Raw genomic sequence first — 26,336 nt, 5'->3', positions numbered from 1 at the left:
TCATGAAAAAAAGACTTTATTTAGTATTGATGTTTTGTAGAGACTATATTATAGAATTTAGTTAGAGGTGATTAAATGATTTATTTAAAAAATAAGGAGTATAAAAATATAATTTTATTCTATATAGGACGATTTATATCAATATTCGGGACATCTATATATACTTTTGCAATGAGTTTATATGTATTAAAGATAACTGGATCTAGTCTTAGTTTTTCGACTACATTGATTTTAAGTATATTACCTGTAATTATATTAAATCCAATTGCAGGAGTAATTGCTGATAAATATGATAGGAAAAAGTTAGTTGTTATAGCTGATTTATTAAATGGATTGTTTCTATTTAGTATATATTTAATTAGTATTTTAAAGGGGTTAAGTATAGGGGTAATTTATTTAAGTACTTTTGTTATAACAAGTATAAATATAATATTTGATATCAGTATAGGAGCATCTATACCTAATATTGTATCTAGAGAAAAAATAGTTAATATTAATTCTGGAAGTAGAATAATAGACTCAACATCATCTATACTAGGCCCTATTATAGGTGGAATAATTTTCTCCGCCTTTAATATAAAAAGCTTTATATTATTCAATTCAATATCATTTATATTTTCAGCATTTCTAGAAGTATTTATTGATTTTAAATATTCTAAAAACCAAGAGAAAGATATATTTATTGATAAGAATAAAATAAATTATATAAAAGATATAAAAGAGGGATTTAAGTATTTAATAACTCAAAAGTATATTATCAATATGCTGATAATATTTATAATATTTAACTTCTTTATATCTTTCTCAGTTACTATTCCTATGCCAATTATATTAAATAATATATTAGAGTTATCATCAAAAGGTTTTGGGATAATTCAAGGTTCAATTCCTGTAGGAATGATAGTAGGAGCATTTGTGGTTAAAAATGTAATATCAAGATATAAGATAAATAGTATATTTTCTATAGTGGGAATATTAATGTCTATAAATATAATATTGTTATCAATACCTTTATTATTTGAAGACAACATAAATAATACAAATATATATATTATTTATTATTCAATTGTAATGATTTTTATGGGAGTATGTATATCTTTAGTTGATATTCCATTTTCATATAATATGCAAACTAAGATTGATGAGGAGTATAGAGCTAGATCTATGAGTATTACAATAAGTATAGTGAAAATAGTTGTTCCTTTTTCTTATTTGATTTCTGGGGTTTTACTTCAAAACATTGAGGCTTATATAATAATTATTTTAGGTGGCATATCAGTTCTTTTAATAAGCATTGTGTTTTATTACTACACTAATAAAAAAAATGAAACTACAGGCAATTAAGCCTGTAGTTTTAACCAATCTAACATTGAAAGTATCCAATCTTCTTGAGGGATATGCACATCTCCAACATTTCCATGACTTTTATCATTAGGAATACCATGACAATCAGAACCACATGAAATAAATAAATTCTTTTCTTTAGCTAATTTTAAAAATCTTTTTGTATGGGCTTTAGTGTTTCTAAAATAAATAGCTTCTAAGCCATCAAACCCAAGCTTTAATAAATCTTCAATTGGCGTTTTTCTAACATGTAGTGGATGAGCTAAAAAAGTTAAAGCATTATATTTTTTTAACAACTCAATACCTTCCTTTGTAGAAAGTTTTGTAGATGGAATATAAGCAGGACAATTATTTCCTATAAAGTTATTAAAAATATATTCATGATCATAAGGATATCCAGCATCTATTATAGCTTTAGCTATGTGAGGTCTAGCTATAGTATCTTTTCCATTAGATAAAACTTTATCTATATCAATTTCAATATTATGATATTTTTTAAGATTATCTACAATTTTATAAGCTCTACTAATTCTTTTTTCTTTAAATTCATTTAATATATTATTTAATTCAGGATTGTTATAAGTACTTTTATTAAAAAAACCTAAAACATGAATTGATTCTCCATTGTGTTCTGTTGATAGCTCAATACCTGGGATAAAATTAATACCAAGTTTATTAGCTTCATTTAAAGCTTCCTCTATTCCAGTTAATGTATCGTGATCCGTTAATGAAACATAGTCTAAATTCTTATCTTTTGCCATCTTTACTATATCTCTCGGAGTAAATCTACCATCAGAGCAAATAGAGTGAATATGTAAATCACATTTAAACATATAGTGCTCCTTTCAATAAATATAATATAGAAGTTTAAATTTCAAACTTTTATATTATTATGATATAATTTATTCATTAAAAATATTTTAACACAATGACATGACTTTTAACACAAAACATGGAGGAGATTTATGCTTTTAATGATAGATAATTATGATTCTTTTGTGTTTAATTTAGTTAGATATATAGAAGAGCTAGGTGAAGAGGTTTTAATATATAGAAATGATAAAATGACAATAGAAGAAATAAAGTCCTTAGATATAGATGGAATAATAATATCTCCAGGCCCTAAAGCTCCAAAAGATGCAGGAATATCATTAGATATTATACATAGCTTTAAAGGAGTTAAGCCTATTCTTGGAATATGTTTAGGACATCAATGTATAGGACACTACTTTTCAAGTTCAGTAATTAAAGGGAAAGAACCAGTTCATGGAAAAATAAGCTATATTAAACATTCAAATAAAGATATATTTAAAGATGTAAAAAATCCATTAAGAGTTACAAGATATCATTCATTAATAATAGATGATAGAGATATTAGTAAGGATTTAGAAGTAACTTGCTATACAGAAGATAGAGTAATAATGGGAGTAAAGCATAAAGAATATCCTATATACGGCGTACAATTTCATCCTGAGGCAGAAATGACAGAGGAAGGTCATAAAATAATAAAAAATTTTATAGATATAGCAAGAGCTTTAAGGGGGTATAGATGATTAAAGTAAGAGAAGTAAAAATAAGTTTTAATCCTCTTGAGGTATATAATATTTTCAAAGATGAGGTTAATACAGTATTATTAGATTCATCTAAAGAAGATAAAGTTTTATCTAAATTTTCATTTATAGGTATAAATCCATTTCTAATTTTTGAATCCAAAGGAAAAGAAACTTTTATAAATAAAAAGTTGTTTAGTGGAGACCCATTTAATGTTTTAGATGAGCTTTTAGATAAGTATAAATGTAATTCTAAGAATTATGATAATATTCCATTTATATCAGGTGCAATAGGATATATTTCATATGACACAGGAAGAATTATAGAAAATCTTCCTAATACGAGTAGTGAAGATTTTAATATAAGCGATATGAAGTTTATATTTTATAAAAATATAATAATTTTTGATTTAGATAAAAATAAACAATATATAACATCAATTAGTGATAATAACTGGGATAAAGAAATTGATTTAATAGAAGAAAAGATAAAGTTTGCCCGGGAAATAATAGAAGAAACCTTTGAGGAAAGCAATAAAATTTTTATATCTAACTTTGAAAAAGAGGAATATAAAAAAGCTATTACTAAATTAAAAAATTATATTATAAGTGGTGATGTGTATATAGCTAATTTAACTCAGAGATTTTACACAGAAAACAAAGAGGGTTCTTTTGAAATATATAAGAAGCTAAGAACTATAAACAAGGCTCCTTTTGCAGCTTATATGAATTTTGAAGATTTTCAAGTAATAAGCTCTTCCCCAGAGAGATTTATGGAAATAAATAAAGGGAAGGTAGTTACAAGACCAATAAAAGGTACAAGACCTAGAGGAAGTAATAAAGAAGAGGATCTTAGAAATAGTTTAGAGCTTATGAATAGTGAAAAAGATAAAGCAGAGCTATTAATGGTGGTAGATCTTGAAAGAAATGATTTAAGTAAGGTTTGTAAGCCACATTCAGTAAAGGTAACAGAATTATTTAAGCTTGAAACATATGCAACTGTATTTCATTTAGTTTCTACTGTAGAGGGAGAATTAAAAGATAATGTATCAGCAGTAAAGTGCATAAAAGAATGTTTTCCAGGAGGTTCTATAACAGGAACTCCTAAAATTAGAGCTATGGAAATAATTGAAGAGTTAGAAAAGGTTAAAAGAAATTTTTATACAGGTTCTATAGGATATTTTGATTTTAGAGGTAATGCAGATTTTAATATAGCCATAAGAACTATTATAAAAAAAGATAATAAAGCTTACTTTGGAGTAGGAGGAGGAATAACCTACGATTCCATAGAGGAAGATGAGTATAATGAGACACTAGATAAAGCAAAAGCATTAATGAGGGTATTATAATGAGAAATTTAATTTATAAAAATGATAAAGCTTATATAGATAGTGGGTTCTTTTTTGGAAGAGGAGTTTTTGAGACTATACTTATAAAAAAGACCCCTATATTTTTAAAAGAGCATATAAATAGGTTAAATAATGGTATTAAGATTTTAAAAATAGGAGAACCTTTAGAAGAAAATTATATAATGAGCATAATAAAAGAAATAAATATACAAAATTGTGCATTAAAAATAGTTGTAACTGAAAAAAATATAATATTAGAGCCTAGAGAAGTGTTATATAAAAGTGGGGACTATATAAGAGGCTTTTCATTAAAAACTTCAAATATTATTAGAAATTCTACATCTAAAATAACTTATATAAAATCTATAAATTATTTAGATAATATTTTAGAGAGAGAATCTGCTTTAAAAGAGGGATATGATGAGGTTCTATTTTTAAACGAAAAAGGATATATTTCTGAAGGAAGTACTTCTAATATTTTTATAGTAAAAGACAATATAGTGTACACACCTAACGTAAGGAGTGGACTTTTACCAGGAATAGTTAGAGATTTCATAATTAACAATTATGAGGTATATGAAAAAGAAATAACTTTAGATGAAGTTATGGAATCGGATGAAATATTTATAACAAATAGCTTACTAGGCATAATGGGAATAAGTAAAATTAATAATAAAATTTTAAAGGAAAATAAAGTTACAATAAAGATTAGAGAAAAATACGAATTGAAAATAGAAAATTAGGAGGGGCATTAATGATAGATAAAGAAAAGATATTACAAGGAGTAAAACTGATATTAGAGGGAATAGGAGAAGACACAGAGAGAGAGGGGCTTTTAGATACTCCTGATAGAATAGCTAGAATGTATGAAGAAATATTTTCAGGTATAGGCAAGGAGGTAAAAGAAGAATTATCCAAAGCTTTTACTGTTGAAGGTAATGACTTAGTATTAGAAAAAGATATTACTTTTTATTCAATGTGTGAGCATCATCTTGTTCCTTTCTATGGAAAAGCTCATATTGCTTATATTCCAAAGGGAAAAGTTGCAGGCCTTTCAAAACTTGCAAGATGTGTTGAAGTTTATGCAAAGAAACCACAATTACAAGAAAAATTAACTACTGAGGTTGCTGATGCTATAATGAAATATTTAGATGCAGAAGGAGTTATGGTTGTAATTGAAGCTGAGCACATGTGTATGACTATGAGAGGAGTAAAAAAGCCAGGAACAAAAACTGTTACTACTACATATAGGGGCTCCTTTAAAGAAGATTATGAGTTAAGAAGAGAAGTATTAAGTTTACTAAAGTAGGAGGTAGAATTTTGGAAAATGTCAATAAAATTCTAAATCATACAAAGTATAAAGAATTATTAGATGAGCTTAATGAATTAGAAAAAGAAAGAGAATTTTGTAATCATACTCTCGAGCATTTTTTAGATGTAGCGAGAATTGCCTATATAGATGTATTAGAAAAAGGGTTAAATTATAATAAAGAGGTAATATATTCAATAGCATTATTACATGATATAGGAAGAGTACTTCAATATAATGAAGGGATAGACCATCATGAAGGAAGTGCTATAATAGCACTAGAAATATTAAAAGACACAACTTTTAGTCAAGCTGATAAAGAATTAATAATTAAGTGTATAAAAGAACATAGAAAAGAAAGCCAAGATGAGCTTTCAAAAATTATATACATAAGTGATAAACTCTCTAGAAATTGCTTTAAATGCAAGGCATATAAAGAGTGCTATTGGAGTGAGGATAAAAAAAATAAAACTATAAAATATTAATCTTAGGCATATGAAAATAAATAACAAGTCAAAGATGGGAAGTATATTTTGAGTTAGACAAGGAAACAGGTTCCGCAGATAGTAGAACTATCTAAGGGGTCTGTTGACGCAGTATAACACAAAATAGACGAGCATTCTGACTTATTTATTTTTTGAAGATGCCTTAAGGGGAGAGAAGCATGAAGATAGGAAATAAAGTTATTAATTTAGATGAAAGAACATATTTAATGGGAATTCTAAATGCAACACCTGATTCTTTTTCTGATGGAGGCAAATATAACGAAGTTGAAGAAGCTGTTAAAAGAGCAAAGGAAATGGTAGAAGAAGGTGTTGATATAATAGATATAGGAGGGGAATCAACAAGGCCAGAAGCAGAATATGTATCTGAAGAGGAAGAAATAAAAAGAGTAGTTCCAATAATAAAGGCTATAAAAAAAGAACTAGATGTTATAATATCAATAGATACTTATAAAAGCAAAACTGCTGAAGAAGCAATAAAAGCTGGTGCAGATATAATAAATGATATATGGGGTTTTAAGAAGGATAGTAATATGGCTAGAGTAGCTGCTGAATATAATATTCCATGTATATTAATGCATAACAGAGGAGAAAAACCATATACAAATCTAATGAAGGATGTTTTAGAGGATTTAATAGAAAGTATAAATATAGCCTTAGATGCAGGAGTAAAAAGAGAAAATATAATATTAGATCCAGGAATAGGTTTTGCTAAAAGCTATGAAGAGAACTTAATTGTTATGAATAACTTAGAAAAGATTGTTAAAATGGGATATCCAGTATTGCTTGCAACTTCAAGGAAATCTATGATAGGTTTTGCATTAGATCTTCCAGTTACTAAAAGATTAGAAGGAACTATAGCAACAACAGTTATGGGAATAATGAAAGGCTGCAATATTATTAGAGTACATGATATTGTTGAAAATAAAAGAGCTTGTATAATGACAGATAAAATACTAAAAATGAAATAGGGGGGAACTATGGATAAATTATATTTAAAAGATGTAGAGATATTTGCAAATCATGGTGTTTTTAATGAAGAAAAGTCCTTAGGTCAAAAATTCATATTATCTTTAGAGCTCCATGTTGATTTAAGTGAAGCATCTAAGAATGGTGATTTAACAAAGTCAGTTCATTATGGAGAGCTTTGCCATAATATAGAGAAGGAGTTTCAAAAGGAAAGCTATGATTTAATAGAAACAGCAGCAGAAAAAATAGCAGAGTATGTATTATATAATTATGATTTAGTTAAAGGAATAAAAGTATTATTAAAAAAGCCATGGGCTCCAATAGGTAGGCATTTAGATACAGCAGCAATAGAAATAAATAGAAGCTGGCATAAGGCTTACATTGCATTAGGTAGTAACATTGGAGAAAAAGAAGAAAATATAAAAAAGGCAATAGAAAAAATTAAAGATAATAAAGAAATAGAAGTATCAAAGATATCAACTATAATAGAAACTGAACCTTGGGGATATGAAAATCAAGATAGTTTTAAAAATGCTGTTATAGAAATAAAAACTATATTAAATCCAAAAGAGCTTATGACTTTATTATTAAATATAGAAAAAGATATGAAGAGAGAAAGAATAATAAGATGGGGTCCAAGAGTAATAGATTTAGATATTATTTTCTATGATGATTTAATAACTAGCGATGATTTTGTGACAATACCACATCCTAGAATGGAAGAAAGAGAGTTTGTGCTAGCTCCATTAAATGAAATAGCTCCTAATATGATACATCCTTTAAATAAAAAAAGAGTTTTTAGAATGCTAGAAGAAATTAAAAATTAAAAATTAAAATATTAGAGACAGTATATAGATTTTGATTTTACACAAGATCTATATACTGTCTTTTTTAACCTTCAAATCCATTTGACACCTTTTTTATATACTCACAAAATTTATATAAATTATAATAATCTGAAACTTCCTCCATTGAAATGACATCTTCTTCATAAATTCCATCCCAAGGGTACAAGGAAACTAACTTATCATTATATGCATTTATAATATATTTTGCATCTGAAAATTCTATTATTAACTTATATTGAGGAACAAGTCCTTTTTCTACCTCAGCATCATAATTTTTTTCGTTTAAAGAATCTATAAATTCAGGTAAAATGCTATGTTCTTCCTGACTAACATTATAATACTTATATATATCTAAATCAAAAATTTTAATATTATAAGGTTCTTTGTTGTTAAGTCTTTCATGTATTTCATTTGTATAGTAATTAATATTAGGTTTGGTATTTGGCCTTATGTATTGAGCTGTATTAATATTGCAACCAGGTAGAAAGACTATCAGCATTATAAGGATACAAGTAATAAAATGTTTCTTCACGATATGCCTCCTAAAATAATAAGTTATATATAAACTTATTCTGTAAAGAAAGAGTTTAGAACATTTTTACTTAAAAGAGAATAGTATAGATTAATAATAATTTTCCTTGGAGGAAGGGTGAAATACGGAATAGATATAAATAATACTAAAGTTCTAAATGCTATTTCACAGGAATTAAAAAAAAGTGGCAATTTCATTGTAAACTTATCACAAGAGGAAAATAAAAATCAAGGACAAGCATTATTAAAAAAAGTAGTAATAGCAAATATAACTAATATAGATTTTTATATTGGAATAGAATTCAATAGAGATATTTCAAAATGCGAGATATTTTATGATAACAACGAAAAGTCTAAAAAATGTAGTGAAATGGTAAAAAATATTATTCGTAAAAATTTTCAAAATATAACTTGTGAAATAGGTGAGCATCTTTATTTACTTAAGAACACAAATGCACCAGCTTTATATATTAAAGTACCTTTAGAATATGAATGTACAATAGAAAAATTATATATAGAAGAGATAGTTAATGTATTAATTAATTTGGAAATATGAATTGGAGAAATAATGTTTATGAGAGATTTAAATATGACATAAAATTGCTAAAGATAGTTTTATGTCATATTTTTATGAAATTATATAATTTTATATTTGTAATAAAATTAATGATTCCGTAGTAGAAATAATTAATAACAATAATAGGGAGAGTATTATGCACATAATAGCAACAATAGGACCAAAATCTACAGATAAATGGGTTATTAAAGAACTTATAGAAAATGGAGCAGACATATTAAGATTAAATTGTTCTCATTTTAATAAAGAGGAATTTGAGCAGGTAGTAAAGGTAGCAAGAGAAATAAAAGGAGATTTACATATACTGGTTGATTTGTGTGGAAAAAAAATAAGAGTATCTAAAGAGTTAGATTATATATATAAAATTTATAGTGGAGAAGAAGTATATTTTTGTGGAGAGGATTTTTATAAAATTATTGAGATTTCAAAACTTAAGGAAATGAAGCTTATTCCTCTAACAATAGAGACAGAAGAAATAATAAAAAGTGATATAAAGGCCATTTCAATGAAGGATAACTCAATGAACTTTGAAATTATTGAAGTAGATAAAGGGCTAATAAAGGCTAAGGTTCTTAGAGGAGGAATTATAAGAGGTGGAAAAGGATGCAATTTATCTAATATATATAATAACAAAAATTGCTTAAGTAAAAGTGATAAAGAAAGCATACTATGGGCTTTAAATAACGATATAGATATTATATGTCAATCATTTGTTGAAAGTGAAGATGATATAAATCTAGTAAGAGATTTAATTTCTAAGGAAGTTAAGAAGAATAGTTGCGATTTATGGGCTAAGGTGGAAACACCAAGAGGAATAAATAACCTTGAGAAAATATTAAAAGTAGCTAATTCAATAGTTATAGGAAGAGGAGATTTAGTTCCAGAAGCAGGAATTCTAAATGCTGTAGATCTTCAAGAAAAAGCTATTAATATAATAAAAAGAAATAATAAAAAGGTGATAATAGCAACACATTTATTAAATAGTATGAAAAATGGACATCCAGCTACTTTATCAGAAATTGAAAGTATTCGTAAGTTTGTAAAAATGGGTGTTGATGGATTTTTATTAGCAGGAGAAACATCTATAGGAAAAGTACCTATTCAAACAGTTAAATTTCTAAAAAGTGCAATAAATCATTATGATGAATAGGAGTTTTGTATGGATAAAAAAATAGAAACAATTATTAATTCAGTATTGTGGGTGATTTTAGGCGTAGTAATGATTTTATTGTTTTTATATGTATATAAATGGGTGGGATAACCACTCTTTTTTATTCTTTAGGAAATTATAAAAAGTTTATTATGTGGATAACTTTTTATAATTTCCTTCCTTCAGTTTTTAAGTGGACATACGTAAGTTTGTGTTGACTTGGAGCGAAGCGACGGAATAAGCAAACTTACGTGTGTCCACTTTTTTATTATAAAGTAAATAATAAATCAATAAGTTAATAAATTAATAAATTATATTAAAAAAATAAAGAAAAATATTTGATTTTACTGTATAATAAAATTAAAATAATGGCAAAAGGGGTAGATAAGATGTGTAATATAGTACATATTGAGCAAAGTGGCTTCTTTTCTAAATTAGTTGAGAGAATAGTTTTAGAAAAGGGTTATAGATACATTAATGTTAAAGATTTTTGTGAAGCAAAAGAAATCTTAGATTCACAAAATGTTAGTCTTATAATAACATCACTATATTCTAAATGTGGAAGTATCGAAGACTTTATAAAAGAGATAGATAAAAAATTTGATATACCTATATTTGTAGTAACTAGTGATGATATGGGAGATACTAGAAAAGACCTAATTAATCTTGGAATAAGTGAGTACATATTAAAAAAAGACTTAGAGGAAGAAATAAAAAAATATTTAGATACTGTTTTTAGAGAAGATGAGTATATTAAGGATCTTCAAGAAGTAGCTATAGCTATAGTAGAAGATAATGATTTTTTTATAGATTTAGAAAAAGAAATATTAAAATCTAGAGGAATAACTAATGTAGACTATTATAAAGACGGGAAATCTTTAACAGAAAGCGGAAAAAAATATGATATATATCTAATCGATATTATATTGAAGAATGAATTTGGAAAAGACCTTATTAGAAAAATAAGAAGGAATAATATAGATGCATCAATAATAGCCGTAACTGCATTAGATAGTAATAAAGCTTTATCTAAAATACTAGATAGTGGAGCAGATGATTTTATAACTAAACCAATAGATGAGGAATTGTTTATAGCTAAGTTAAAATCAAATATAAGAATCTATAATCTTCAAAAAAAATTAGACAAGCTTAATAAAAATTAAATTTCTTAAGAAAAAAGAAATACTTTCTTATGTCTTTTGTAACAATATTGACATAAAGATATAGTAATATATTTATATAGTTGTTAGCGCAGTTTAGCAATTAATAATTTATCCCCTTAATAAAAAAATGATATCCAATTTTGGATATCATTTTTTTATATATTATTCTTTAGAAAAGCTTTCACAATTAGTTTCACTATATAACTTAACATCACTACCAGAAACATTTATAGAATTTAATGAACATAATTCATTTTCGTTATATCTACAAGTGTTAACTTTACAAACCAAACAACTACAAGGCTCACCCTCATCATAAGTATTATTAGTTAAATTTCCGTAAATAGCTCTATCTAAGAATGATGCACAACATGTATCACATTCTTTATCTGAATTTTTTCCAACAACATTTGTACGATTGGAAAAACAAATATTTTCTTTATTATGAGAACAATTATTTGCACTACAATAAATTTTTTGCATAAAAATCTCTCCTTTTTAACAATTATTAATTAAAATATCTATCTAGCAAGCCTTTAAATGCACAACCATGCCTAGCTTCATCTTTACACATTTCATGAACAGTATCATGAATTGCATCGAGATTATTTTGTTTAGCTAAATCAGCAAGCTTTTTCTTACCATCACAAGCACCATATTCAGCTTCAACTCTAGCTTGTAAATTTGCTTTTGTATCGGCAACAACAACTTCACCTAATATTTCAGCAAACTTAGAAGCGTGTTCAGCTTCTTCGTAGGCTATTCTTTTATAAGCTTCAGATACTTCAGGGTATCCTTCTCTATCAGCTTGACGAGACATGGCTAAATACATACCAACTTCAGTACATTCACCTATGAAGTTAGCTCTTAATCCTTCTAAAATATCAGAATCAATATCTGCTAAAGTTCCAATTTTATGTTGGTCTGCCCATTTCATTTCATCAGTAATTTCTTGGAATTTTTCAGGTCCTACTTTACAAACAGGACAAAATTCAGGTGGATTATCTCCTTGATGGATATAACCACAAACGGTACAAACAAATTTTTTCATTTAGAATCCTCCTTAAAATAAATTTAGATAATGATCTAAAATGTAATAGTAGTATTTGCTAAAAATCATAAAAAATACATAATGTTATAAAAATATTGAAAAAGTTGTATTTTTAAATGAAAAATTTCTTTAGTTGTATATTTTATCTAATATTAAAATTGAATAAGGAAGTAACAAGCTAAATGTTATATATTTATTTGTATTTAATACTATATTTTGTTAAAATATAAGGGTAAAAGTGGAAAAATGTAGAGATGCAGATTGTAAAGACATTGAGCGGAGGATGAATTATGAGGTTTATAAGAAGTTTACTTAAAGTGATAAATGAAAACTTAAAAATTAAAATAGGATTATGTGTTTCTTTAGTAATAATTTTAATGTCCGTAATTATAGGAGGGATGATTTATTCTAACAACATAAATAAGAAAAATCTATCTCTAAAAGTAACCACAAAAAAAGTAAGTGCTCTTGAAAAAGAAGATAAAGCGAAAACTCTAGAAAATGAAAAAGTTGAAAAGATAAACTCCATAAAATCTAAGATAAAAGAGTTGGATGCTAATATAGATTTAACAAAGACTGAAAATGATATAGATAAAGATTTATTATTTTATGAAAATTTGTATAAGGATTTATTAGCAAAGAAGGAAGAGGAAGAAAAAGCAAAGAAAGAAGAAGGACAAAAAAATGAAGAAGACAACAATAGATTGATAGAAGATAATAGTAGTAATATCTCTACAGGAAATAGTAATTCAAATAATATTTTAGAAGAAGTAATAAAGCCACAGCCAGAAGTGAAACCGGATCCAAAGCCAGAAGTAAAACCGGATCCACAACCAACACCAGATCCACAACCAACACCAGATCCAGTACCAGAAGTAAAGCCAGATCCGGAACCAGAAGTGAAGCCAGATCCACAGCCGGAAGTAAAACCAGATCCAGTGCAAGGAATAAAACCGGAATTGTAGAAAGAAGTAAAGTAAATAAAAATTTATTCAATAATAGAATGATTTAAAAAGGGTAGGAAGACAATCTTTCTACCCTTTCAATTTCATATTGTTTAAAATTACCATAAATAAAAAAAGCAAAAAGGTAAATCATAAGATGTAATGAATTTTTTAATTAATACAAAAACATCAAGTTACAAGGAGGAAAATAAATTGGAGCATAAATTGAAGAAATTTTTATTTCTTTCTGTAAGTATATTTCTTATTGCTTTTATATACGCACAAAATATGGAAAGTATATCTGTAGAATCTATGATAGAAAATAATGAAGAATTTGATGTAAACCAGAATGGAAGTTATGATAATAAAAAAGTGATATATTTAACTTTTGATGATGGACCAAGTTATAAAGTAACAAATAAGATTTTAGATATACTAAAAGAAAAAGAAGTAAAAGCAACATTTTTTGTAATTGGTAATCAAATTGAAGATAGAGAAGATACATTAAAAAGAATTAATAATGAAGGTCATAGTATAGGATTACATACATTTAGTCATAAATATAACTGCGTTTATTGTAGTGAAGATATATTTATAAAAGAAATGGTTGATTGTCGTAATGAAATAAACAGAGTAACAGGAACTTCACCAAATATAATTAGATTTCCTGGAGGGAGTTATAAGCATTTAAATAAGAAATATTTAAAAAGACTACATGATAATGATTTTAAGATATATGACTGGAATGCAGATTCTACAGATGGCTTAAATCCAAAACTAGCACCTAGTAAAATATATAGAAAAGCAACAAAGGGAAGTGAAGATTTACAAACTATAAATTTACTTATGCATTGTACAGATATGCATAAGAATACCTGTGAGGCACTTCCAAAGATAATAGACTACTATAAAGAAAAAGGATATGAGTTTAAAATTATTGAAGAAGATACGCCAGAGATGTATTTTAGAGTATCATAAGATATAATTAATAAACAAAATACCGTATTATTCAATAAAATGTACCCCTTGTAAAGGACATTATGAAAAAGACCGTGCTAAGTTAAGAAGATGATTTCTGTATTGAACAGGAGTCATCTTCTTTAAGTTCCATTGATATCTATATTCATTATAATAAGTCATATATCGGTCTATCTCATTTATAAGATCTTCTAAAGTTTGACACGGCGTTATGTTGACCTCATCTTTAAAATGTCCGAAGAACGATTCCTGCGGCGCGTTGTCCCAACAGTTACCGCGCCTAGACATAGATTGACCCAAGCTGCAATCTTTTACTAGCTTTTGAAATTTGGGACTTGTGTAATGTGCACCTTGATCTGAGTGAATAAAAGCTTCATTATGAATTTTTACACGTTCTGATTTTTTTAGATTAGTAAGAGTATCTATAACTATATCTAAAGTAAGGCTTTCAAATACGTTGTAGGCTAATATTTCATTAGTAGATGCATCTTTAATGGTCGACAAATAAGCCTTTTTACTCCTATCTTTATAGAATAAATAAGTGATATCAGTAAGTAGTACTTTACCCGGAATATTTTGTTTGAAATTTCTATTAAGTAGATTGGGTAAGACTTTATGTTCTCTGGTTGCTTTTACCATTCTCCTATATGGATTTGCTTTTCTATGAGGACAAACAATATTATATTTTTTCATAATTCTACGAATACGTTTTAGATTATATACAATTCCATATTGGCCTTCCAATGTCATTTTTATTTGCCTGGCACCTTTTTTACGATTTTTAAAATTAAATGCAGCTAAAACTACATTTTTAATCTCTAGGTCCTTATCGTTGTGCTTGCTACGCAAGCATTCGGATTTTGATGAAAAATAATTATAATACCCCGAACGTGACACACCAACTAATGCACATAAATAACTAGTCATATTTTTTAGTTTATATCTTTTAATTACTGATTTAATAAGAATAAATTTTTCTTTTGCTAATAAAACTATTTCTTTTTTCTCATCCTCCTTTCCATCATATCGAGCTTTTTTAGTAATTCATTCTCAGCCTTAAGTAGATTGTTTTGCGCTTTAAGACGTTCATATTTTTCTTCTATAGAAAATTCTTTATCAATAATTTTTCCTGGCTTACCTTTTCTTGAATCATCTAATCCATGTATACCATTTTTCTTATATGCAGCACGCCATCTCTTACTTATTGACTCAACTCGTCCAATTCCTAATATGCTTATTACAAAACCATATTCTTCAAATATCTTTCGTGGGAATTTTCCTTTTTCGTATTCTGATATAAAAATACGTCTAAATTCATTCGTGTAAGTAATTGATCTTTCACTGACACTCTTTACATATTTATTATTAGCTAATAATTCTATTTCTTCCTTCGTAAATAACTTGCTACTCATCTAATCCACTCCTATCGTTATGTTTTATTATACATAAAAAAACCTATAAAATAGACATTTTTTAGTTGTCTATCTTATAGGGTACATTTTACAAAACTTAATATACGGTATTTTTTATTTTATAGTTATAAGATATTGAAGATAAATAATAAATTAATGTTTTTAAAAATAAATAATTAGTTATGTGAAAGGATAAATATTTATAAATTAAAATACTATAATATAAAGCAAATTTTATATTAAAGAACAACGATGTAATGCTAAGAATATATTAAAGTATACAAAAGTGAGAAAGTTTTTAATTAATAAGTCTAATATTTGATAGGGGGAATGAAATTAATGAAAAAATATGGAGTTTATGTCCCAATGGCAGGATATATTTATAAGGAAATTGAAGCGAATGATAAAGAGGAGGCTTTAAATAAAATAGTAGAAGAAGGATATGACTATGAAGATATAACTGGATTAGTAATGTATAATGATATAGTTAAAGAAGTAATTGATGAATGGATTAAAGAAATAGATTAGTAGCTATAATTAGAGTAAGAAAGCAATATAATATATAATTTAGTGTAAATAAAAAGAAGTGACTTTGGTTGTTACTCCTTTTTATTTTATGTTAGATGATAGGGATATTAAATTAGTGTGTTAAATAGATAAATAAAAGGTACATTATTAATAATATACCTTTTATTTATAATATAGGTGCAAATTTAGTTTATCATTCCATAGTTGATTCAGTTTTTATTGTATTAATATCAGCTTGAGAAGCTGGCTGAGCAGGTTTATAGTATCCTTTTTCCTTTGCTTTTTGATAAATTGTATATTGACGTATTTCATCTTGATTTCTCATTTGTTGTACTGTTTGGCGCAATTCTTGATTGTCTGTTTGAGCTATTATACTAGCATATCCGGTTAAACTACTATTAATCATACTTAAATAATCATTCATTATATCTTTTTCTTTCATTTTAAATACCTCCTATTTTAAGAATGAAATTAATTTTTCTTTACTAGTTCTCGCTTCTTGAGCATCTCTTTGAAGCATTTGAGTTATTTGAGGATCGGTACATTGTTTTGCATATTCATCAAGCTTATTTGCAATTGTTCCATGGGCACCTATAAGATGTCTTAAATTTTGTAGTTCTAATTGATTTAAATTACACATAAGATCACTCCTTATTTAATAGTTCTATACTATTATGGCAATTAGCAATTTTAATTATTCTTATTATAAACAAAATAACTAACTAGTAAATTATGAAAGAATTTATCAAAATTTTTAATAGACTTACTTCATTTATAAAAGAGCTTAAAATTGAAAATATAAAAGGGGGGAATAAAAATTATAAAATAAGTTAATGTAAATAATCATAAAATAAATGTATTTACAAAAGGAGAAGGGAATGTAACTGTAGTTTTTACTGGAGGACTAAATGAGTCAAGCGCTTATGCAGATTTTTATCCTCTTTATAATGTAATTTCAAAACATGCTAAAGTAGCTGTTTATGATAAGCCAGGACAAAATAATCAAAAATTATTACCCGATGATTTGAAAGAGTTATATATGTCAATGACTCTTAAAACTATGTATAATAGAAATATTATAGATGAAAGTAAGATGGCAAGTAATAATGCAAAAATAATTTTAGACAACGGGAAATTAGGAGATATTCCCCTTAGAATATTTACTGCTGAAAGTAATACTTTAGCAATTCCTGAATGGGAAAGTAGTCAGATAGACTTGAAGGAGTGGTCTACTGATAGTACTCAAATGGTTGTTAAGGGCTCAAGACACTCTATACATCAATTTGAGCCTGATATCATAAATGATGAGATAATAAAATTAATAAAAGAGTATTAGTATCTAAAGTACAAAATAACTAATAAAAATACCGTATTATTGAAAAAAGAATATGCAGTATATTTTATTATTCTGCAATTATAAAATATTAAAAAAGAAATTGAAGAGTTTTATGCGAAGTTAAGTGGAATACTAGAAGTATTTGAGCTTAGAGGTGATATAAATGTTAATAGGTATAGGACTATGGTTAATAGGTGTGGCTTTAATACTAATGTTTATTAGAGGAGCCACAAGAAAAGGTGGATAAAAGAAAATATGTTCTTTGAAATTTGAAAAATATGGTATAAAAAATATGTAATATAATATATAATTTTTATATAACTTAATAGATTGTTTTATGTAGAGGGGGAGGTTACAGGTGGAAGTTGTGAGTGGTCTCCAGAAAAAGGATTTGTAGATAGAAGATAGTATATATCCAATGTTATGTTATTTTAATAAGATTAAAATATTAGAGATATTATCAAAAGAAGTAAATATAAAAAAATACAAGAAAAGAATCTAAAATAGGTAAATATTATAGAGCTTATTTAGATATAGAGTAGGTACTAAGAAACGTATTGAAGTAACTACAAGGAAGTGATATAAATGTATTGTGTAATACAAGAAGTAGAACTTAAAAAAGAAAATGCTTATGGAGAATATAAGGAATTAAAATCTACAGTTAATGATTTTGTTATTTCGGGAGAGAGAAAAATATCATATAGTCATACTTATTCAGATGAAAGGTTTAGAAGACCTATAAAGAAGGCTTATAGAATAAGTATTCATAAGAGCTATAGAGCGGATGGCAAGGTTAAAAAGAAACAATGGGTACTTGGTACTATGGATTATTATTATATAGCAACATTTGATGGATATATAGGAGGCTTCTGTGATTTAGAGGAGAGAGCAGAAACAATAGGTATTACAGTAGATGAATTATTTGATATTGTATCAGTTAAGCTAGAGCCATTAAGGGAGAGAATAGAAAAAGAATATAAAGAAACAGAAGAATATAAAACTTATAAAAAACACAGAGAAATACTAACAAAATATTTAGAAGATAAAGCGAAATTTGAGAAAGTATATGGTTCAAATAGTTACGATTATTGCTATGATGTATTTGGAACTCTTAGAAATAAAGAAATACTAGAGAATATAAAAAGTCAATATGAAGCAGCTAAAGAGCAGCAGCGTAAAGAATCTGAAAACTTTAAAAATAATTACAATAATTATAATTCATATGGTAGTTATCAGAGCAATAAACATAGTAACTACAATGAGGAAGATAAAAGTAAATATAAGAAACTATATAAGACTTTAGCAAAAGCATATCATCCAGATATATTAAAAGATAATGGTGAAATGATGAAGATAGTTAATAAGCTAAAAGAAGAATGGGGTATATAGTAGTTATCAAATAAAGTTATGTAGTAACTACACTTAAAGCTTTGAAATCTTTTGTATTAGAGCTTATATGAAATATATATTATTAATTTAAAAGTAGGTGAATATAAGTAGTGGGAGAAGAAATTTTGAATAAATGTTGTTGTGAAAATACAAGGAAATCTTCTTGTAATATTGAAAAAAACAATTTATGTCCTGTGTGCAAAAAACAGGGTAATCCTGTAAAAAAAATAACAGTAAAACATATGGTAGTTGAGGAACTAACTGAACAAGTTAGAGATGATGAGTATTCCTTATGTATGAGTGAGGAATGTGATATTACTTACTATAATAGAGAATCTAATATTAAATTTAATAAACAGCAGATAAGAGTACCAATATGGTTTAAAAAAGATGCAGATCCTAAATATGTCTGTTATTGTAGTAAAGTTACAGAAGAAGAAATAATAAATGCTGTAGTGAAAGATGGAGCTACTAATATGGCAGAGGTTTTAAAAATTACTGGAGCAATGAGTAATTCACAATGTCAGAATAAAAATCCATTAGGCAAGTGCTGTCATCAAATAATTCAAGATGCGATAGATAAAGGACTATCAATGAAATAAAATGTACCTTCTGTGAAGGAAGGTTTAAAAAATTAATTTAGGGAGAAGACATATGAGCATAAAAATGATACACCATATATGCATTCAAACAGAAAAATACGAAGAATCACTAGACTTCTACACAAGAATATTAGGATTTGAAATGGTTAATGAGACACCAAATTTTCATGGAAGAGATTTTAATACGTGGGTAAAATTAGATAACTTTATGATAGAACTTCAAACACCTAAAGAAGGTGATAAATTTAATAAATGGAGTTCTTTAAATGCTGGACCAGTTCATATGGCGTTTATGGTTGACAATTTAGAACAGGAATATGAGAGAATTAAATCTTTAGGACATAATGATTTCAAACTAAAAAATGGTCAAGTTGTTTATAAAGTACTTGGAGAAAGCCTATTTAAAATAAAGGCTCCAGAGGGAACTGAAATAGAAATTAGAGATACTGAGATTAAATAAACTTTCTACATTGTAGTAATGTTATTTAATAATCAGTACTTAAATAGTATTAAGAAGTGTTAGGAGTTAAGAAAATGATACAATCAGTTGTCCATATAGCTCTAGTTGTTAAAGACTATGATGAAGCTATAGAATTTTATACGGAGAAACTTCACTTTACATTAATTGAAGATACATATCAACCTGAACAAGATAAACGTTGGGTAGTTGTGTCACCACCTGGTTCTTCTGGAACTGCGATATTACTTGCAAGAGCATCTAATTCTAAGCAAGAGGAATTTATAGGTAATCAAGCAGGGGGTAGAGTCTTTCTATTTTTAGGTACTGATGATTTTTGGAGAGACTATTCGGAAATGCTTTCAAAAGGTATAGAATTTGTAAGAGAGCCTAAAGATCAAACATATGGTACCGTTGCGGTATTTAAAGATTTATATGGGAATCTATGGGATCTGGTTCAGTTTAAAGAAAATCATCCTATTGCAAAACGAGTAAAATAAACAATTAAATATACAAGGCAATAGTATGTTTTGTTCAGTAAAGAAGGATAAGGAGAATAATAAATATAAATTTTATATATGTAATAGATATAGTGATAAAAAAACAGGAAAAGTAAAAAGTAGTAATAAATATAATTAGTACCCCACTTGAGAACATAGAAGGCTTGTAAGACCATGGTAATTATATCAGTTTAGACTGAATAATATTCTGTGGCCTTTTTATTTTTAATAAATATAAGAAATTTTATTGATTTAAACAATAAAATATGTTCTTTGAAAATTGAATAATGAGGTATTAAAAGTAATTACAGTAATAAAGTCGAAATATTAATATAATTCTATATTTAGGAACAATTATGTAATACTATGAATATACTAAAGTATACAAAAGAAGAAGGTGATTAATGTGGGCTTTGGATTTGGCGGATTCGGATTTGGCGGATTCGGATTCAATAGATGTTGTTGCTGTTGTTGTTGTAGAAGACGTAGAAGACGTAGAAGACGTAGTTAAATTATACCATTAATTAATTGACTATAGCTAAATTAATAAATTAAGATACCGTATTATTCAAAAATGAATATGCGGTATTTTTATATTTAAATAATAAATTATTGGACTACATAAGTAATCCAATCTATATAAAATATGTTCTTTGAAAATTGAATAGTACGGTATTTAGTAGAATATGCTATAATAAATTAATAGTTGTAAAATATTGTTTATTTAAAAGGGAGATAGAAGTATGAGTTCATTATTAAAATTTATAGCTGGGATAGGTGAAATTACTATGTTTATTACACCATTTACATTAGTAATAGGAATTATCAATGCTATAAAGAAACCTAAAGGAGAATCAAAGGGATATACAATAATGGCAGTAATAAGTGCGTATTTAATTATTGTTCCTTTAATCTGGAATTCTTCAACCTTATAAAGGCATAATTAAATACTTATAGTGATACCGTATTATTTAAAAAGAATATGCGGTATTTTTTTATTATTAAGGAGGGATAGAATGGATAAAGAACTATTTAGAAAGACAGAAGGAAAGTTATATGGATATTATAATAAGATAAGTAAATAAATTTATTAATAATTATAATTAATATGGTAGTTATCAGAGCAATACACATGGTAACTATAATGAGGAAAATAAAAGTAAATATAAGAAAGCATATAAAACTTTAGCAAAGGCATATCGGATATAGCAAAAGATGATGGGTAAATGATGAAAATAGTTAATCAGCTAAAAGAAGATTCAGGTATATAGTAGTTATTAAATAAATTTATGTAGTAACTACACCTAGATCATTGATATAACTAGCCTGTAAAGATGTTTTATGCTAAAACAAACATAAACATAATAATTAAATAGAATTAGTACCACACTATTTTAGTGGATGGTTTTATATAGGAGGCTGTAGGAGGTATATCAGTTTAGGCTGAAGAATATTCTGCTGTCTTTTTATTTTTAATATAAGCAGTTTTTATTAATCTAAATAATAAAATATGCTCTTTGAAAATTGAATAATACGGTATATAAAATCATTTATCTAGCTATAAGTATATGGTATAATTTGTATATTAATAATCCGTGATTGTAAAATATTGTGATGATTTTATAATAATTTAAGAGGTAAATAGAAATGAAAAAAGTATATAACTTATTATTTGTTTTACATGTATTTGTGGGTTTAGGAGCCATAGGTGGAGGGAGTATGGCTATTCTCAATCCACAGGGGCCAGGGGGAATATCCACCGAGGTTTTAAAAAATTCACCTTTTAGTAATTTTCTTATACCCGGAATTATCTTATGTACAGTAATCGGACTTGGAAATGTATTTAGTGCTGTATCAATTATTTTTAAATCAAAATACCAAGGATATATAAGTAGTATTGTTAGTTGGGCTTTAGTAGTCTGGATTATTGTTCAATGCATAATGCTTGAAATGATTATTTATCTACATGTTATATTTTTTATAATAGGTTTAGTCCAAGCCTTTTTATCAATTATTATATTGTTTAAACAGCATTTATTTCCTACAAGCATTATTCTAAATATTATAACAAAATTAGAAAATAAATTTCCTGAAAGTATTATTCTGAAGATTATAGCTAAATTAGAAAAGAAGTTTTATGGAATGTAAGTTGAGTTATTTCGAGATTTTCTTATAATAAGTAACAACTATATAAACAAATAATTTTTTGAAAAATATCGTATTATTCAGTAAAATGTACCCCTTGTAAAGGACATTATGAAAAAGACCGTGCTAAGTTAAGGAGATGATTTCTGTATTGAACAGGAGTCATCTTCTTTAAGTTCCATTGATATCTATATTCATTATAATAAGTCATATATTGGTCTATCTCATTTCTAAGATCTTCTAAAGTTTGACAAGGCTTTATGTTGACCTCATCTTTAAAATGTCCGAAGAACGATTCCTGCGGCGCGTTGTCCCAACAGTTACCGCGCCTAGACATAGATTGACCCAAGCTGCAATCTTTTACTAGCTTTTGAAATTTGGGACTTGTGTAATGTGCACCTTGATCTGAGTGAATAAAAGCTTCATTATGAAATTTTACACGTTCTGATTTTTTTAGATTAGTAAGAGTATCTATAACTATATCTAAAGTAAGGCTTTCAGATACGTTGTAGGCTAATATTTCATTAGTAGATGCATCTTTAATGGTCGACAAATAAGCCTTTTTACTCCTATCTTTATAGAATAAATAAGTGATATCAGTAAGTAGTACTTTACCCGGAATATTTTGTTTGAAATTTCTATTAAGTAGATTGGGTAAGACTTTATGTTCTCTGGTTGCTTTTACCATTCTCCTATATGGATTTGCTTTTCTATGAGGACAAACAATATTATATTTTTTCATAATTCTACGAATACGTTTTAGATTATATACAATTCCATATTGGCCTTCCAATGTCATTTTTATTTGTCTAGCACCTTTTTTACGATTTTTAAAATTAAATGCAGCTAAAACTACATTTTTAATCTCTAGGTCCTTATCGTTGCGCTTACTACGCAAGCATTCGGATTTTGATGAAAAATAATTATAATACCCCGAACGTGACACACCAACTAATGCACATAAATAACTAGTCATATTTTTTAGTTTATATCTTTTAATTACTGATTTAATAAGAATAAATTTTTCTTTTGCTAATAAACCTATTTCTTTTTTCTCATCCTCCTTTCCATCATATCGAGCTTTTTTAGTAATTCATTCTCAGCCTTAAGTAGATTGTTTTGCGCTTTAAGACGTTCATATTTTTCTTCTATAGAAAATTCTTTATCAATAATTTTTCCTGACTTACCTTTTCCTGAATCATCTAATCCATGTACACCATTTTTCTTATATGCAGCACGCCATCTCTTACTTATTGACTCAACTCGTCCAATTCCTAATATGCTTATTACAAAACCATATTCTTCAAATATCTTTCGTGGGAATTTTCCTTTTTCGTATTCTGATATAAAAATACGTCTAAATTCGTTCGTGTAAGTAATTGATCTTTCACTGACACTCTTTACATATTTATTATTAGCTAATAATTCTATTTCTTCCTTCGTAAATAACTTGCTACTCATCTAATCCACTCCTATCGTTATGTTTTATTATACATAAAAAAACCTATAAAATAGACATTTTTTAGTTGTCTATCTTATAGGGTACATTTTACAGTAATGGATTTTACGGTATTTTTATTTCTCAATTCTAATAAATGAGTGGACTACATAAGTAATACACTCTATATAAAATATGTTCTTTGAAAATTGAATAATCCGGTATTTAAATATGGTATAATTTACTTAAAATAGAAATGTAAATTTGTTCAGATTTCTAATGGAGGTAAAAATAATGGGTATAATTGCGGTGCACTTTTATCCGATAAAAGAAAGAGATAGTATTTATTATGAAATGAATCTTGAGAAAGAATTAAACCTTGGAGAAAATGAGGAAATAGAAGAAAAATTAATAGATGTTATTGGAAATGAAATTTCTTTAGATTGTATAGATTATCTATATGATTTAGAGCAACATTATGTTATTTACATGAAATCAATAAATGTACTATCCTCTGTTAAAAAAATTTATAAATTATTGGATAAATTACTTCCACAAAATAGTGAAATTATTATAGAGATAAGTATATGTAATTCAGGAAATTATACTGTGCAAGAACCAATTTATAGTATACAGAGAAATTTAGGAGATAAAAATGGATGCAATAGAAATACTCAATGCTAATTATAATGGAACTCAAGAAAGTTTTATATATTTTCTTCATGAAGAATCAAAATTTCATAAAGAAAGTTTTTGGGATTATTATATTTGTCTTGTGGAACTAAGTAGGCAATCTATTTCTAATGGGATCGATAATGAAATTTCATACAAAATTATTTTTACTTATGGATATATATTAGAAAGTATTGCGCATCACTTTGACCCAAATGATTTGTATAAGATTAAATATTTTCCTAGGAAAAAATATAATTTATATCTTGAAAGACTTAGATTTGCAATGGATGGATATTTTTTAGGAAGGATTTATGAAGAAGATATTTTTGAATTAAATAATCCAAATTTATAAAGTGTGGATTTTATGATGAATTCTGGTCATATTAGAACATTATCAAGTTGAAATTGTTCTAATATGGGCACAAAGAGAGTATGTTTAAATCACAATTGTAGAAGAAAGAGAAGTCTAAATTAAAATAAAAAAATATTAAGAGAAATGTGGAGGAAAAAACAATGGAAATTAAACCGCAGACAATAATTAAAATGAAAATAATCAAAAAGAATGGATATTGCCCTATATTTAATGAAGGAGATGAAATAACTATAAAAAAACATTGTTTTGATATCTCCGAAAACAAATTACAGAAATATTGTTATGCAACGCTAACTGATATTTATCCGAAATATTCAAAACTCAGAAAAATGCCAATTGGAAGTAAAGATATTTTTAAGTGTAGAGATAATGGAATTATTGAAATTGAACTTGAAAGATATGAAGATGAGTTATATGATTTTGAAAGAAAATAATAAATAGAAATATAGTGTTAAATCTCAAGGTATATGGTGGTTTTGTAAAACTCAATTTTAAACGGTGTAGAACTTTTAGCACATTAATTAATAAACCTAAAATTTGTAATATCAGCTTTTATAAATATATATTATATTCAAGAAAGGTTTTTGAAATGAGAAGCCTTACTTGAAGGTAATTCAGAAGCTTATTTATATAATTGATAATGAATCAATTCCATCCTTTAAAGAAAATATCAGAGAAAGTCACAATTATTTTGACAGCACTTTTTAATTCGCATACTTCTATAAAGGTACAATAGCTATAAAATCAAATAATTTCTTAAAATACCGTATTATTCAAAAATGAATATACGGTATTTTTATATTTGAATAATAAATGAGTGGACTACATAAGTAATCCACTCTATATAGTAGAGGTAAAACTAAGAAAAATAAAAAATAAGCTTTTAAGAAATAAACACGTTACCATTACCAACTATTACAAGTCTATAGTCTGGCTTTAAAGGAATTAAATTATATTTATCAGAAGTAGGGGATAGATGAATTGATTGCAATAAATTTTGATTTTCATCAAAAACCTGAATAAAAACACCACTATTTTGAGATATATTTTGAACAATATATTTATTTTCTGGTGAAAAATTGAAATCAGCTGCTTTATAAACGCCTTCATTAAAGATATTTACAGCATATGCAGATTGAGTAAAAATACCAAATGATAAAGATAAAGAAATTAAAAGCATAGCAATGAGTTTTTTCATTAGCAAAACCACCTTTC

General features: G+C 26.6%; 33 protein-coding genes. 24 read left to right on the top strand and 9 right to left on the bottom strand.

Translation table 11 applies throughout. The features are described from left to right. The first annotated feature begins 75 nt into the window (after window positions 1–75). Window positions 76–1,344 (top strand): MFS transporter, encoded by a 1,269-nt coding sequence (locus tag ACZJV1_RS12405; protein ID WP_460289314.1) that lies wholly within the window; start codon window positions 76–78, stop codon window positions 1,342–1,344. On the opposite strand, the gene ACZJV1_RS12400 is transcribed toward ACZJV1_RS12405, so the two are convergent. Next, window positions 1,341–2,177: a PHP domain-containing protein gene (locus tag ACZJV1_RS12400; RefSeq protein WP_460289313.1), complete on the bottom strand. Its 837-nt coding sequence runs from the start codon at window positions 2,175–2,177 to the stop codon at window positions 1,341–1,343. The two genes, ACZJV1_RS12405 and ACZJV1_RS12400, sit on opposite strands and share 4 nt — an antisense overlap. A 132-nt stretch (window positions 2,178–2,309) precedes the next feature. Between ACZJV1_RS12400 and ACZJV1_RS12395 the strand changes: the two genes are divergently transcribed. The 7 genes from ACZJV1_RS12395 (at window position 2,310) to folK (ending at window position 7,851) form a co-directional block, all read left to right on the top strand. After that, window positions 2,310–2,897, top strand: a complete 588-nt coding sequence (locus tag ACZJV1_RS12395) for an anthranilate synthase component II (protein WP_460289312.1) — start codon at window positions 2,310–2,312, stop codon at window positions 2,895–2,897. Further along, window positions 2,894–4,243, top strand: a complete 1,350-nt coding sequence (gene pabB / locus ACZJV1_RS12390) for an aminodeoxychorismate synthase component I (RefSeq protein WP_463650323.1) — start codon at window positions 2,894–2,896, stop codon at window positions 4,241–4,243. Before ACZJV1_RS12395 ends, pabB begins: the two co-directional genes overlap by 4 nt. After that, window positions 4,243–4,986, top strand: coding sequence for an aminotransferase class IV (locus tag ACZJV1_RS12385; RefSeq protein ID WP_460289310.1), 744 nt, complete (start codon window positions 4,243–4,245; stop codon window positions 4,984–4,986). The genes pabB and ACZJV1_RS12385 overlap by 1 nt, the downstream gene beginning before the upstream one ends. A gap of 11 nt (window positions 4,987–4,997) precedes the next feature. Then, window positions 4,998–5,552: a GTP cyclohydrolase I FolE gene (folE, locus tag ACZJV1_RS12380; RefSeq protein ID WP_463650322.1), complete on the top strand. Its 555-nt coding sequence runs from the start codon at window positions 4,998–5,000 to the stop codon at window positions 5,550–5,552. 11 nt (window positions 5,553–5,563) lie between these two features. Further along, window positions 5,564–6,037, top strand: a complete 474-nt coding sequence (locus tag ACZJV1_RS12375; RefSeq protein ID WP_463650321.1) for an HD domain-containing protein — start codon at window positions 5,564–5,566, stop codon at window positions 6,035–6,037. Window positions 6,038–6,216: 179 nt separating this feature from the next. After that, window positions 6,217–7,026: a dihydropteroate synthase gene (folP, locus tag ACZJV1_RS12370; RefSeq protein ID WP_463650320.1), complete on the top strand. Its 810-nt coding sequence runs from the start codon at window positions 6,217–6,219 to the stop codon at window positions 7,024–7,026. 9 nt (window positions 7,027–7,035) lie between these two features. After that, window positions 7,036–7,851 (top strand): 2-amino-4-hydroxy-6-hydroxymethyldihydropteridine diphosphokinase, encoded by an 816-nt coding sequence (gene folK / locus ACZJV1_RS12365; RefSeq protein ID WP_460289306.1) that lies wholly within the window; start codon window positions 7,036–7,038, stop codon window positions 7,849–7,851. A gap of 64 nt (window positions 7,852–7,915) precedes the next feature. On the opposite strand, the gene ACZJV1_RS12360 is transcribed toward folK, so the two are convergent. Next, complete coding sequence (locus ACZJV1_RS12360) at window positions 7,916–8,404, bottom strand: DUF4883 family protein (protein ID WP_460289305.1); 489 nt, start codon at window positions 8,402–8,404, stop codon at window positions 7,916–7,918. A 117-nt stretch (window positions 8,405–8,521) separates the two neighbouring features. Between ACZJV1_RS12360 and ACZJV1_RS12355 the strand changes: the two genes are divergently transcribed. The 3 genes from ACZJV1_RS12355 (at window position 8,522) to ACZJV1_RS12345 (ending at window position 11,293) form a co-directional block, all read left to right on the top strand. After that, complete coding sequence (locus ACZJV1_RS12355) at window positions 8,522–8,959, top strand: hypothetical protein (protein ID WP_463650319.1); 438 nt, start codon at window positions 8,522–8,524, stop codon at window positions 8,957–8,959. Between the two features lie 157 nt (window positions 8,960–9,116). Continuing rightward, window positions 9,117–10,130 (top strand): pyruvate kinase, encoded by a 1,014-nt coding sequence (locus ACZJV1_RS12350; RefSeq protein ID WP_463650318.1) that lies wholly within the window; start codon window positions 9,117–9,119, stop codon window positions 10,128–10,130. A 389-nt stretch (window positions 10,131–10,519) separates the two neighbouring features. Further along, complete coding sequence (locus ACZJV1_RS12345) at window positions 10,520–11,293, top strand: response regulator (protein ID WP_411168200.1); 774 nt, start codon at window positions 10,520–10,522, stop codon at window positions 11,291–11,293. Between the two features lie 162 nt (window positions 11,294–11,455). On the opposite strand, the gene ACZJV1_RS12340 is transcribed toward ACZJV1_RS12345, so the two are convergent. Continuing rightward, on the bottom strand, window positions 11,456–11,776 hold the full coding sequence (locus ACZJV1_RS12340; protein ID WP_463650317.1) for a DUF1540 domain-containing protein: 321 nt from the start codon (window positions 11,774–11,776) through the stop codon (window positions 11,456–11,458). A gap of 25 nt (window positions 11,777–11,801) precedes the next feature. Further along, window positions 11,802–12,344 (bottom strand): NADH peroxidase, encoded by a 543-nt coding sequence (locus ACZJV1_RS12335; protein WP_463650316.1) that lies wholly within the window; start codon window positions 12,342–12,344, stop codon window positions 11,802–11,804. A 290-nt stretch (window positions 12,345–12,634) separates the two neighbouring features. Here ACZJV1_RS12335 and ACZJV1_RS12330 point away from each other — a divergent pair, with 290 nt between their 5' ends. Both ACZJV1_RS12330 and ACZJV1_RS12325 read left to right on the top strand, forming a co-directional pair. Continuing rightward, on the top strand, window positions 12,635–13,309 hold the full coding sequence (locus ACZJV1_RS12330) for a hypothetical protein (RefSeq protein ID WP_463650315.1): 675 nt from the start codon (window positions 12,635–12,637) through the stop codon (window positions 13,307–13,309). A gap of 192 nt (window positions 13,310–13,501) precedes the next feature. Further along, window positions 13,502–14,266, top strand: coding sequence for a polysaccharide deacetylase family protein (locus tag ACZJV1_RS12325; RefSeq protein WP_463650314.1), 765 nt, complete (start codon window positions 13,502–13,504; stop codon window positions 14,264–14,266). Between the two features lie 60 nt (window positions 14,267–14,326). On the opposite strand, the gene ACZJV1_RS12320 is transcribed toward ACZJV1_RS12325, so the two are convergent. Further along, a protein-coding gene (locus ACZJV1_RS12320) for an IS3 family transposase (RefSeq protein ID WP_463650313.1) occupies window positions 14,327–15,678 on the bottom strand; the annotation gives its coding sequence in 2 pieces (ribosomal slippage) (window positions 14,327–15,297 and window positions 15,297–15,678; 1,353 coding nt in all). A gap of 339 nt (window positions 15,679–16,017) precedes the next feature. Between ACZJV1_RS12320 and ACZJV1_RS12315 the strand changes: the two genes are divergently transcribed. Then, on the top strand, window positions 16,018–16,206 hold the full coding sequence (locus ACZJV1_RS12315; protein WP_460289451.1) for a hypothetical protein: 189 nt from the start codon (window positions 16,018–16,020) through the stop codon (window positions 16,204–16,206). Between the two features lie 193 nt (window positions 16,207–16,399). Here the strand turns inward: ACZJV1_RS12315 and ACZJV1_RS12310 are convergent, their stop codons facing one another. Next, on the bottom strand, window positions 16,400–16,648 hold the full coding sequence (locus ACZJV1_RS12310; protein ID WP_411168195.1) for a spore coat protein: 249 nt from the start codon (window positions 16,646–16,648) through the stop codon (window positions 16,400–16,402). A gap of 12 nt (window positions 16,649–16,660) precedes the next feature. Continuing rightward, the gene (locus tag ACZJV1_RS12305) at window positions 16,661–16,846 is read right to left on the bottom strand and encodes a hypothetical protein (protein ID WP_411168194.1); all 186 of its coding nucleotides are present in this window, start codon (window positions 16,844–16,846) and stop codon (window positions 16,661–16,663) included. Window positions 16,847–17,245: 399 nt separating this feature from the next. Between ACZJV1_RS12305 and ACZJV1_RS12300 the strand changes: the two genes are divergently transcribed. The 7 genes from ACZJV1_RS12300 to ACZJV1_RS12270 all read left to right on the top strand — a co-directional run bounded on the left by ACZJV1_RS12300 (window position 17,246) and on the right by ACZJV1_RS12270 (window position 22,638). Further along, window positions 17,246–17,542 (top strand): hypothetical protein, encoded by a 297-nt coding sequence (locus tag ACZJV1_RS12300; protein WP_463650312.1) that lies wholly within the window; start codon window positions 17,246–17,248, stop codon window positions 17,540–17,542. A gap of 585 nt (window positions 17,543–18,127) precedes the next feature. Then, entirely contained in the window at window positions 18,128–18,931 is an 804-nt protein-coding gene (locus ACZJV1_RS12295) for a hypothetical protein (RefSeq protein WP_463650311.1), read from the top strand. A 110-nt stretch (window positions 18,932–19,041) separates the two neighbouring features. After that, entirely contained in the window at window positions 19,042–19,533 is a 492-nt protein-coding gene (locus ACZJV1_RS12290; protein WP_463650310.1) for a Csac_0668 family 2Fe-2S cluster-binding (seleno)protein, read from the top strand. Between the two features lie 52 nt (window positions 19,534–19,585). Then, window positions 19,586–19,993: a VOC family protein gene (locus ACZJV1_RS12285; RefSeq protein ID WP_463650309.1), complete on the top strand. Its 408-nt coding sequence runs from the start codon at window positions 19,586–19,588 to the stop codon at window positions 19,991–19,993. Between the two features lie 74 nt (window positions 19,994–20,067). Further along, window positions 20,068–20,490, top strand: coding sequence for a VOC family protein (locus tag ACZJV1_RS12280; protein ID WP_463650308.1), 423 nt, complete (start codon window positions 20,068–20,070; stop codon window positions 20,488–20,490). 743 nt (window positions 20,491–21,233) lie between these two features. Next, complete coding sequence (locus ACZJV1_RS12275) at window positions 21,234–21,425, top strand: hypothetical protein (RefSeq protein WP_463650307.1); 192 nt, start codon at window positions 21,234–21,236, stop codon at window positions 21,423–21,425. A 712-nt stretch (window positions 21,426–22,137) separates the two neighbouring features. Further along, window positions 22,138–22,638, top strand: a complete 501-nt coding sequence (locus ACZJV1_RS12270) for a hypothetical protein (RefSeq protein WP_463650306.1) — start codon at window positions 22,138–22,140, stop codon at window positions 22,636–22,638. A 106-nt stretch (window positions 22,639–22,744) separates the two neighbouring features. On the opposite strand, the gene ACZJV1_RS12265 is transcribed toward ACZJV1_RS12270, so the two are convergent. Then, a protein-coding gene (locus ACZJV1_RS12265; protein WP_463650305.1) for an IS3 family transposase occupies window positions 22,745–24,096 on the bottom strand; the annotation gives its coding sequence in 2 pieces (ribosomal slippage) (window positions 22,745–23,715 and window positions 23,715–24,096; 1,353 coding nt in all). Window positions 24,097–24,367: 271 nt separating this feature from the next. Between ACZJV1_RS12265 and ACZJV1_RS12260 the strand changes: the two genes are divergently transcribed. The 3 genes from ACZJV1_RS12260 to ACZJV1_RS12250 all read left to right on the top strand — a co-directional run bounded on the left by ACZJV1_RS12260 (window position 24,368) and on the right by ACZJV1_RS12250 (window position 25,555). Next, on the top strand, window positions 24,368–24,757 hold the full coding sequence (locus tag ACZJV1_RS12260; RefSeq protein ID WP_463650304.1) for a hypothetical protein: 390 nt from the start codon (window positions 24,368–24,370) through the stop codon (window positions 24,755–24,757). Then, window positions 24,729–25,100, top strand: coding sequence for an RNA polymerase subunit sigma (locus ACZJV1_RS12255; protein ID WP_463650303.1), 372 nt, complete (start codon window positions 24,729–24,731; stop codon window positions 25,098–25,100). Before ACZJV1_RS12260 ends, ACZJV1_RS12255 begins: the two co-directional genes overlap by 29 nt. 161 nt (window positions 25,101–25,261) lie before the next feature. After that, window positions 25,262–25,555 carry a hypothetical protein gene (locus ACZJV1_RS12250; RefSeq protein WP_463650302.1) on the top strand — a complete coding sequence of 98 codons (294 nt, stop codon included), beginning with the start codon at window positions 25,262–25,264 and terminating at the stop codon, window positions 25,553–25,555. A gap of 449 nt (window positions 25,556–26,004) precedes the next feature. Here ACZJV1_RS12250 and ACZJV1_RS12245 read toward each other — a convergent pair whose 3' ends face one another. Beyond that, complete coding sequence (locus ACZJV1_RS12245) at window positions 26,005–26,319, bottom strand: hypothetical protein (RefSeq protein WP_322397199.1); 315 nt, start codon at window positions 26,317–26,319, stop codon at window positions 26,005–26,007. Between the last annotated feature and the right edge of the window lie 17 nt (window positions 26,320–26,336).

It is taken from the genome of Clostridium sp. LS3 (assembly GCF_055330225.1).
This window is presented reverse-complemented; position numbering and strand designations above follow the sequence as displayed.

Bases quoted from the DNA above. Each gene is read 5' to 3' on its own strand.
- ACZJV1_RS12405 (WP_460289314.1), top strand. From the start codon at position 76: ATGATTTATTTAAAAAATAAGGAGTATAAAAATATAATTTTATTCTAT.
- ACZJV1_RS12400 (WP_460289313.1), bottom strand. From the start codon at position 2,177: ATGTTTAAATGTGATTTACATATTCACTCTATTTGCTCTGATGGTAGA.
- ACZJV1_RS12395 (WP_460289312.1), top strand. From the start codon at position 2,310: ATGCTTTTAATGATAGATAATTATGATTCTTTTGTGTTTAATTTAGTT.
- pabB (WP_463650323.1), top strand. From the start codon at position 2,894: ATGATTAAAGTAAGAGAAGTAAAAATAAGTTTTAATCCTCTTGAGGTA.
- ACZJV1_RS12385 (WP_460289310.1), top strand. From the start codon at position 4,243: ATGAGAAATTTAATTTATAAAAATGATAAAGCTTATATAGATAGTGGG.
- folE (WP_463650322.1), top strand. From the start codon at position 4,998: ATGATAGATAAAGAAAAGATATTACAAGGAGTAAAACTGATATTAGAG.
- folP (WP_463650320.1), top strand. From the start codon at position 6,217: ATGAAGATAGGAAATAAAGTTATTAATTTAGATGAAAGAACATATTTA.
- folK (WP_460289306.1), top strand. From the start codon at position 7,036: ATGGATAAATTATATTTAAAAGATGTAGAGATATTTGCAAATCATGGT.
- ACZJV1_RS12350 (WP_463650318.1), top strand. From the start codon at position 9,117: ATGCACATAATAGCAACAATAGGACCAAAATCTACAGATAAATGGGTT.
- ACZJV1_RS12345 (WP_411168200.1), top strand. From the start codon at position 10,520: ATGTGTAATATAGTACATATTGAGCAAAGTGGCTTCTTTTCTAAATTA.
- ACZJV1_RS12340 (WP_463650317.1), bottom strand. From the start codon at position 11,776: ATGCAAAAAATTTATTGTAGTGCAAATAATTGTTCTCATAATAAAGAA.
- ACZJV1_RS12335 (WP_463650316.1), bottom strand. From the start codon at position 12,344: ATGAAAAAATTTGTTTGTACCGTTTGTGGTTATATCCATCAAGGAGAT.
- ACZJV1_RS12330 (WP_463650315.1), top strand. From the start codon at position 12,635: ATGAGGTTTATAAGAAGTTTACTTAAAGTGATAAATGAAAACTTAAAA.
- ACZJV1_RS12315 (WP_460289451.1), top strand. From the start codon at position 16,018: ATGAAAAAATATGGAGTTTATGTCCCAATGGCAGGATATATTTATAAG.
- ACZJV1_RS12310 (WP_411168195.1), bottom strand. From the start codon at position 16,648: ATGAAAGAAAAAGATATAATGAATGATTATTTAAGTATGATTAATAGT.
- ACZJV1_RS12305 (WP_411168194.1), bottom strand. From the start codon at position 16,846: ATGTGTAATTTAAATCAATTAGAACTACAAAATTTAAGACATCTTATA.
- ACZJV1_RS12300 (WP_463650312.1), top strand. From the start codon at position 17,246: ATGTCAATGACTCTTAAAACTATGTATAATAGAAATATTATAGATGAA.
- ACZJV1_RS12295 (WP_463650311.1), top strand. From the start codon at position 18,128: ATGTATTGTGTAATACAAGAAGTAGAACTTAAAAAAGAAAATGCTTAT.
- ACZJV1_RS12285 (WP_463650309.1), top strand. From the start codon at position 19,586: ATGAGCATAAAAATGATACACCATATATGCATTCAAACAGAAAAATAC.
- ACZJV1_RS12280 (WP_463650308.1), top strand. From the start codon at position 20,068: ATGATACAATCAGTTGTCCATATAGCTCTAGTTGTTAAAGACTATGAT.
- ACZJV1_RS12275 (WP_463650307.1), top strand. From the start codon at position 21,234: ATGAGTTCATTATTAAAATTTATAGCTGGGATAGGTGAAATTACTATG.
- ACZJV1_RS12270 (WP_463650306.1), top strand. From the start codon at position 22,138: ATGAAAAAAGTATATAACTTATTATTTGTTTTACATGTATTTGTGGGT.
- ACZJV1_RS12260 (WP_463650304.1), top strand. From the start codon at position 24,368: ATGGGTATAATTGCGGTGCACTTTTATCCGATAAAAGAAAGAGATAGT.
- ACZJV1_RS12255 (WP_463650303.1), top strand. From the start codon at position 24,729: ATGGATGCAATAGAAATACTCAATGCTAATTATAATGGAACTCAAGAA.
- ACZJV1_RS12250 (WP_463650302.1), top strand. From the start codon at position 25,262: ATGGAAATTAAACCGCAGACAATAATTAAAATGAAAATAATCAAAAAG.
- ACZJV1_RS12245 (WP_322397199.1), bottom strand. From the start codon at position 26,319: ATGAAAAAACTCATTGCTATGCTTTTAATTTCTTTATCTTTATCATTT.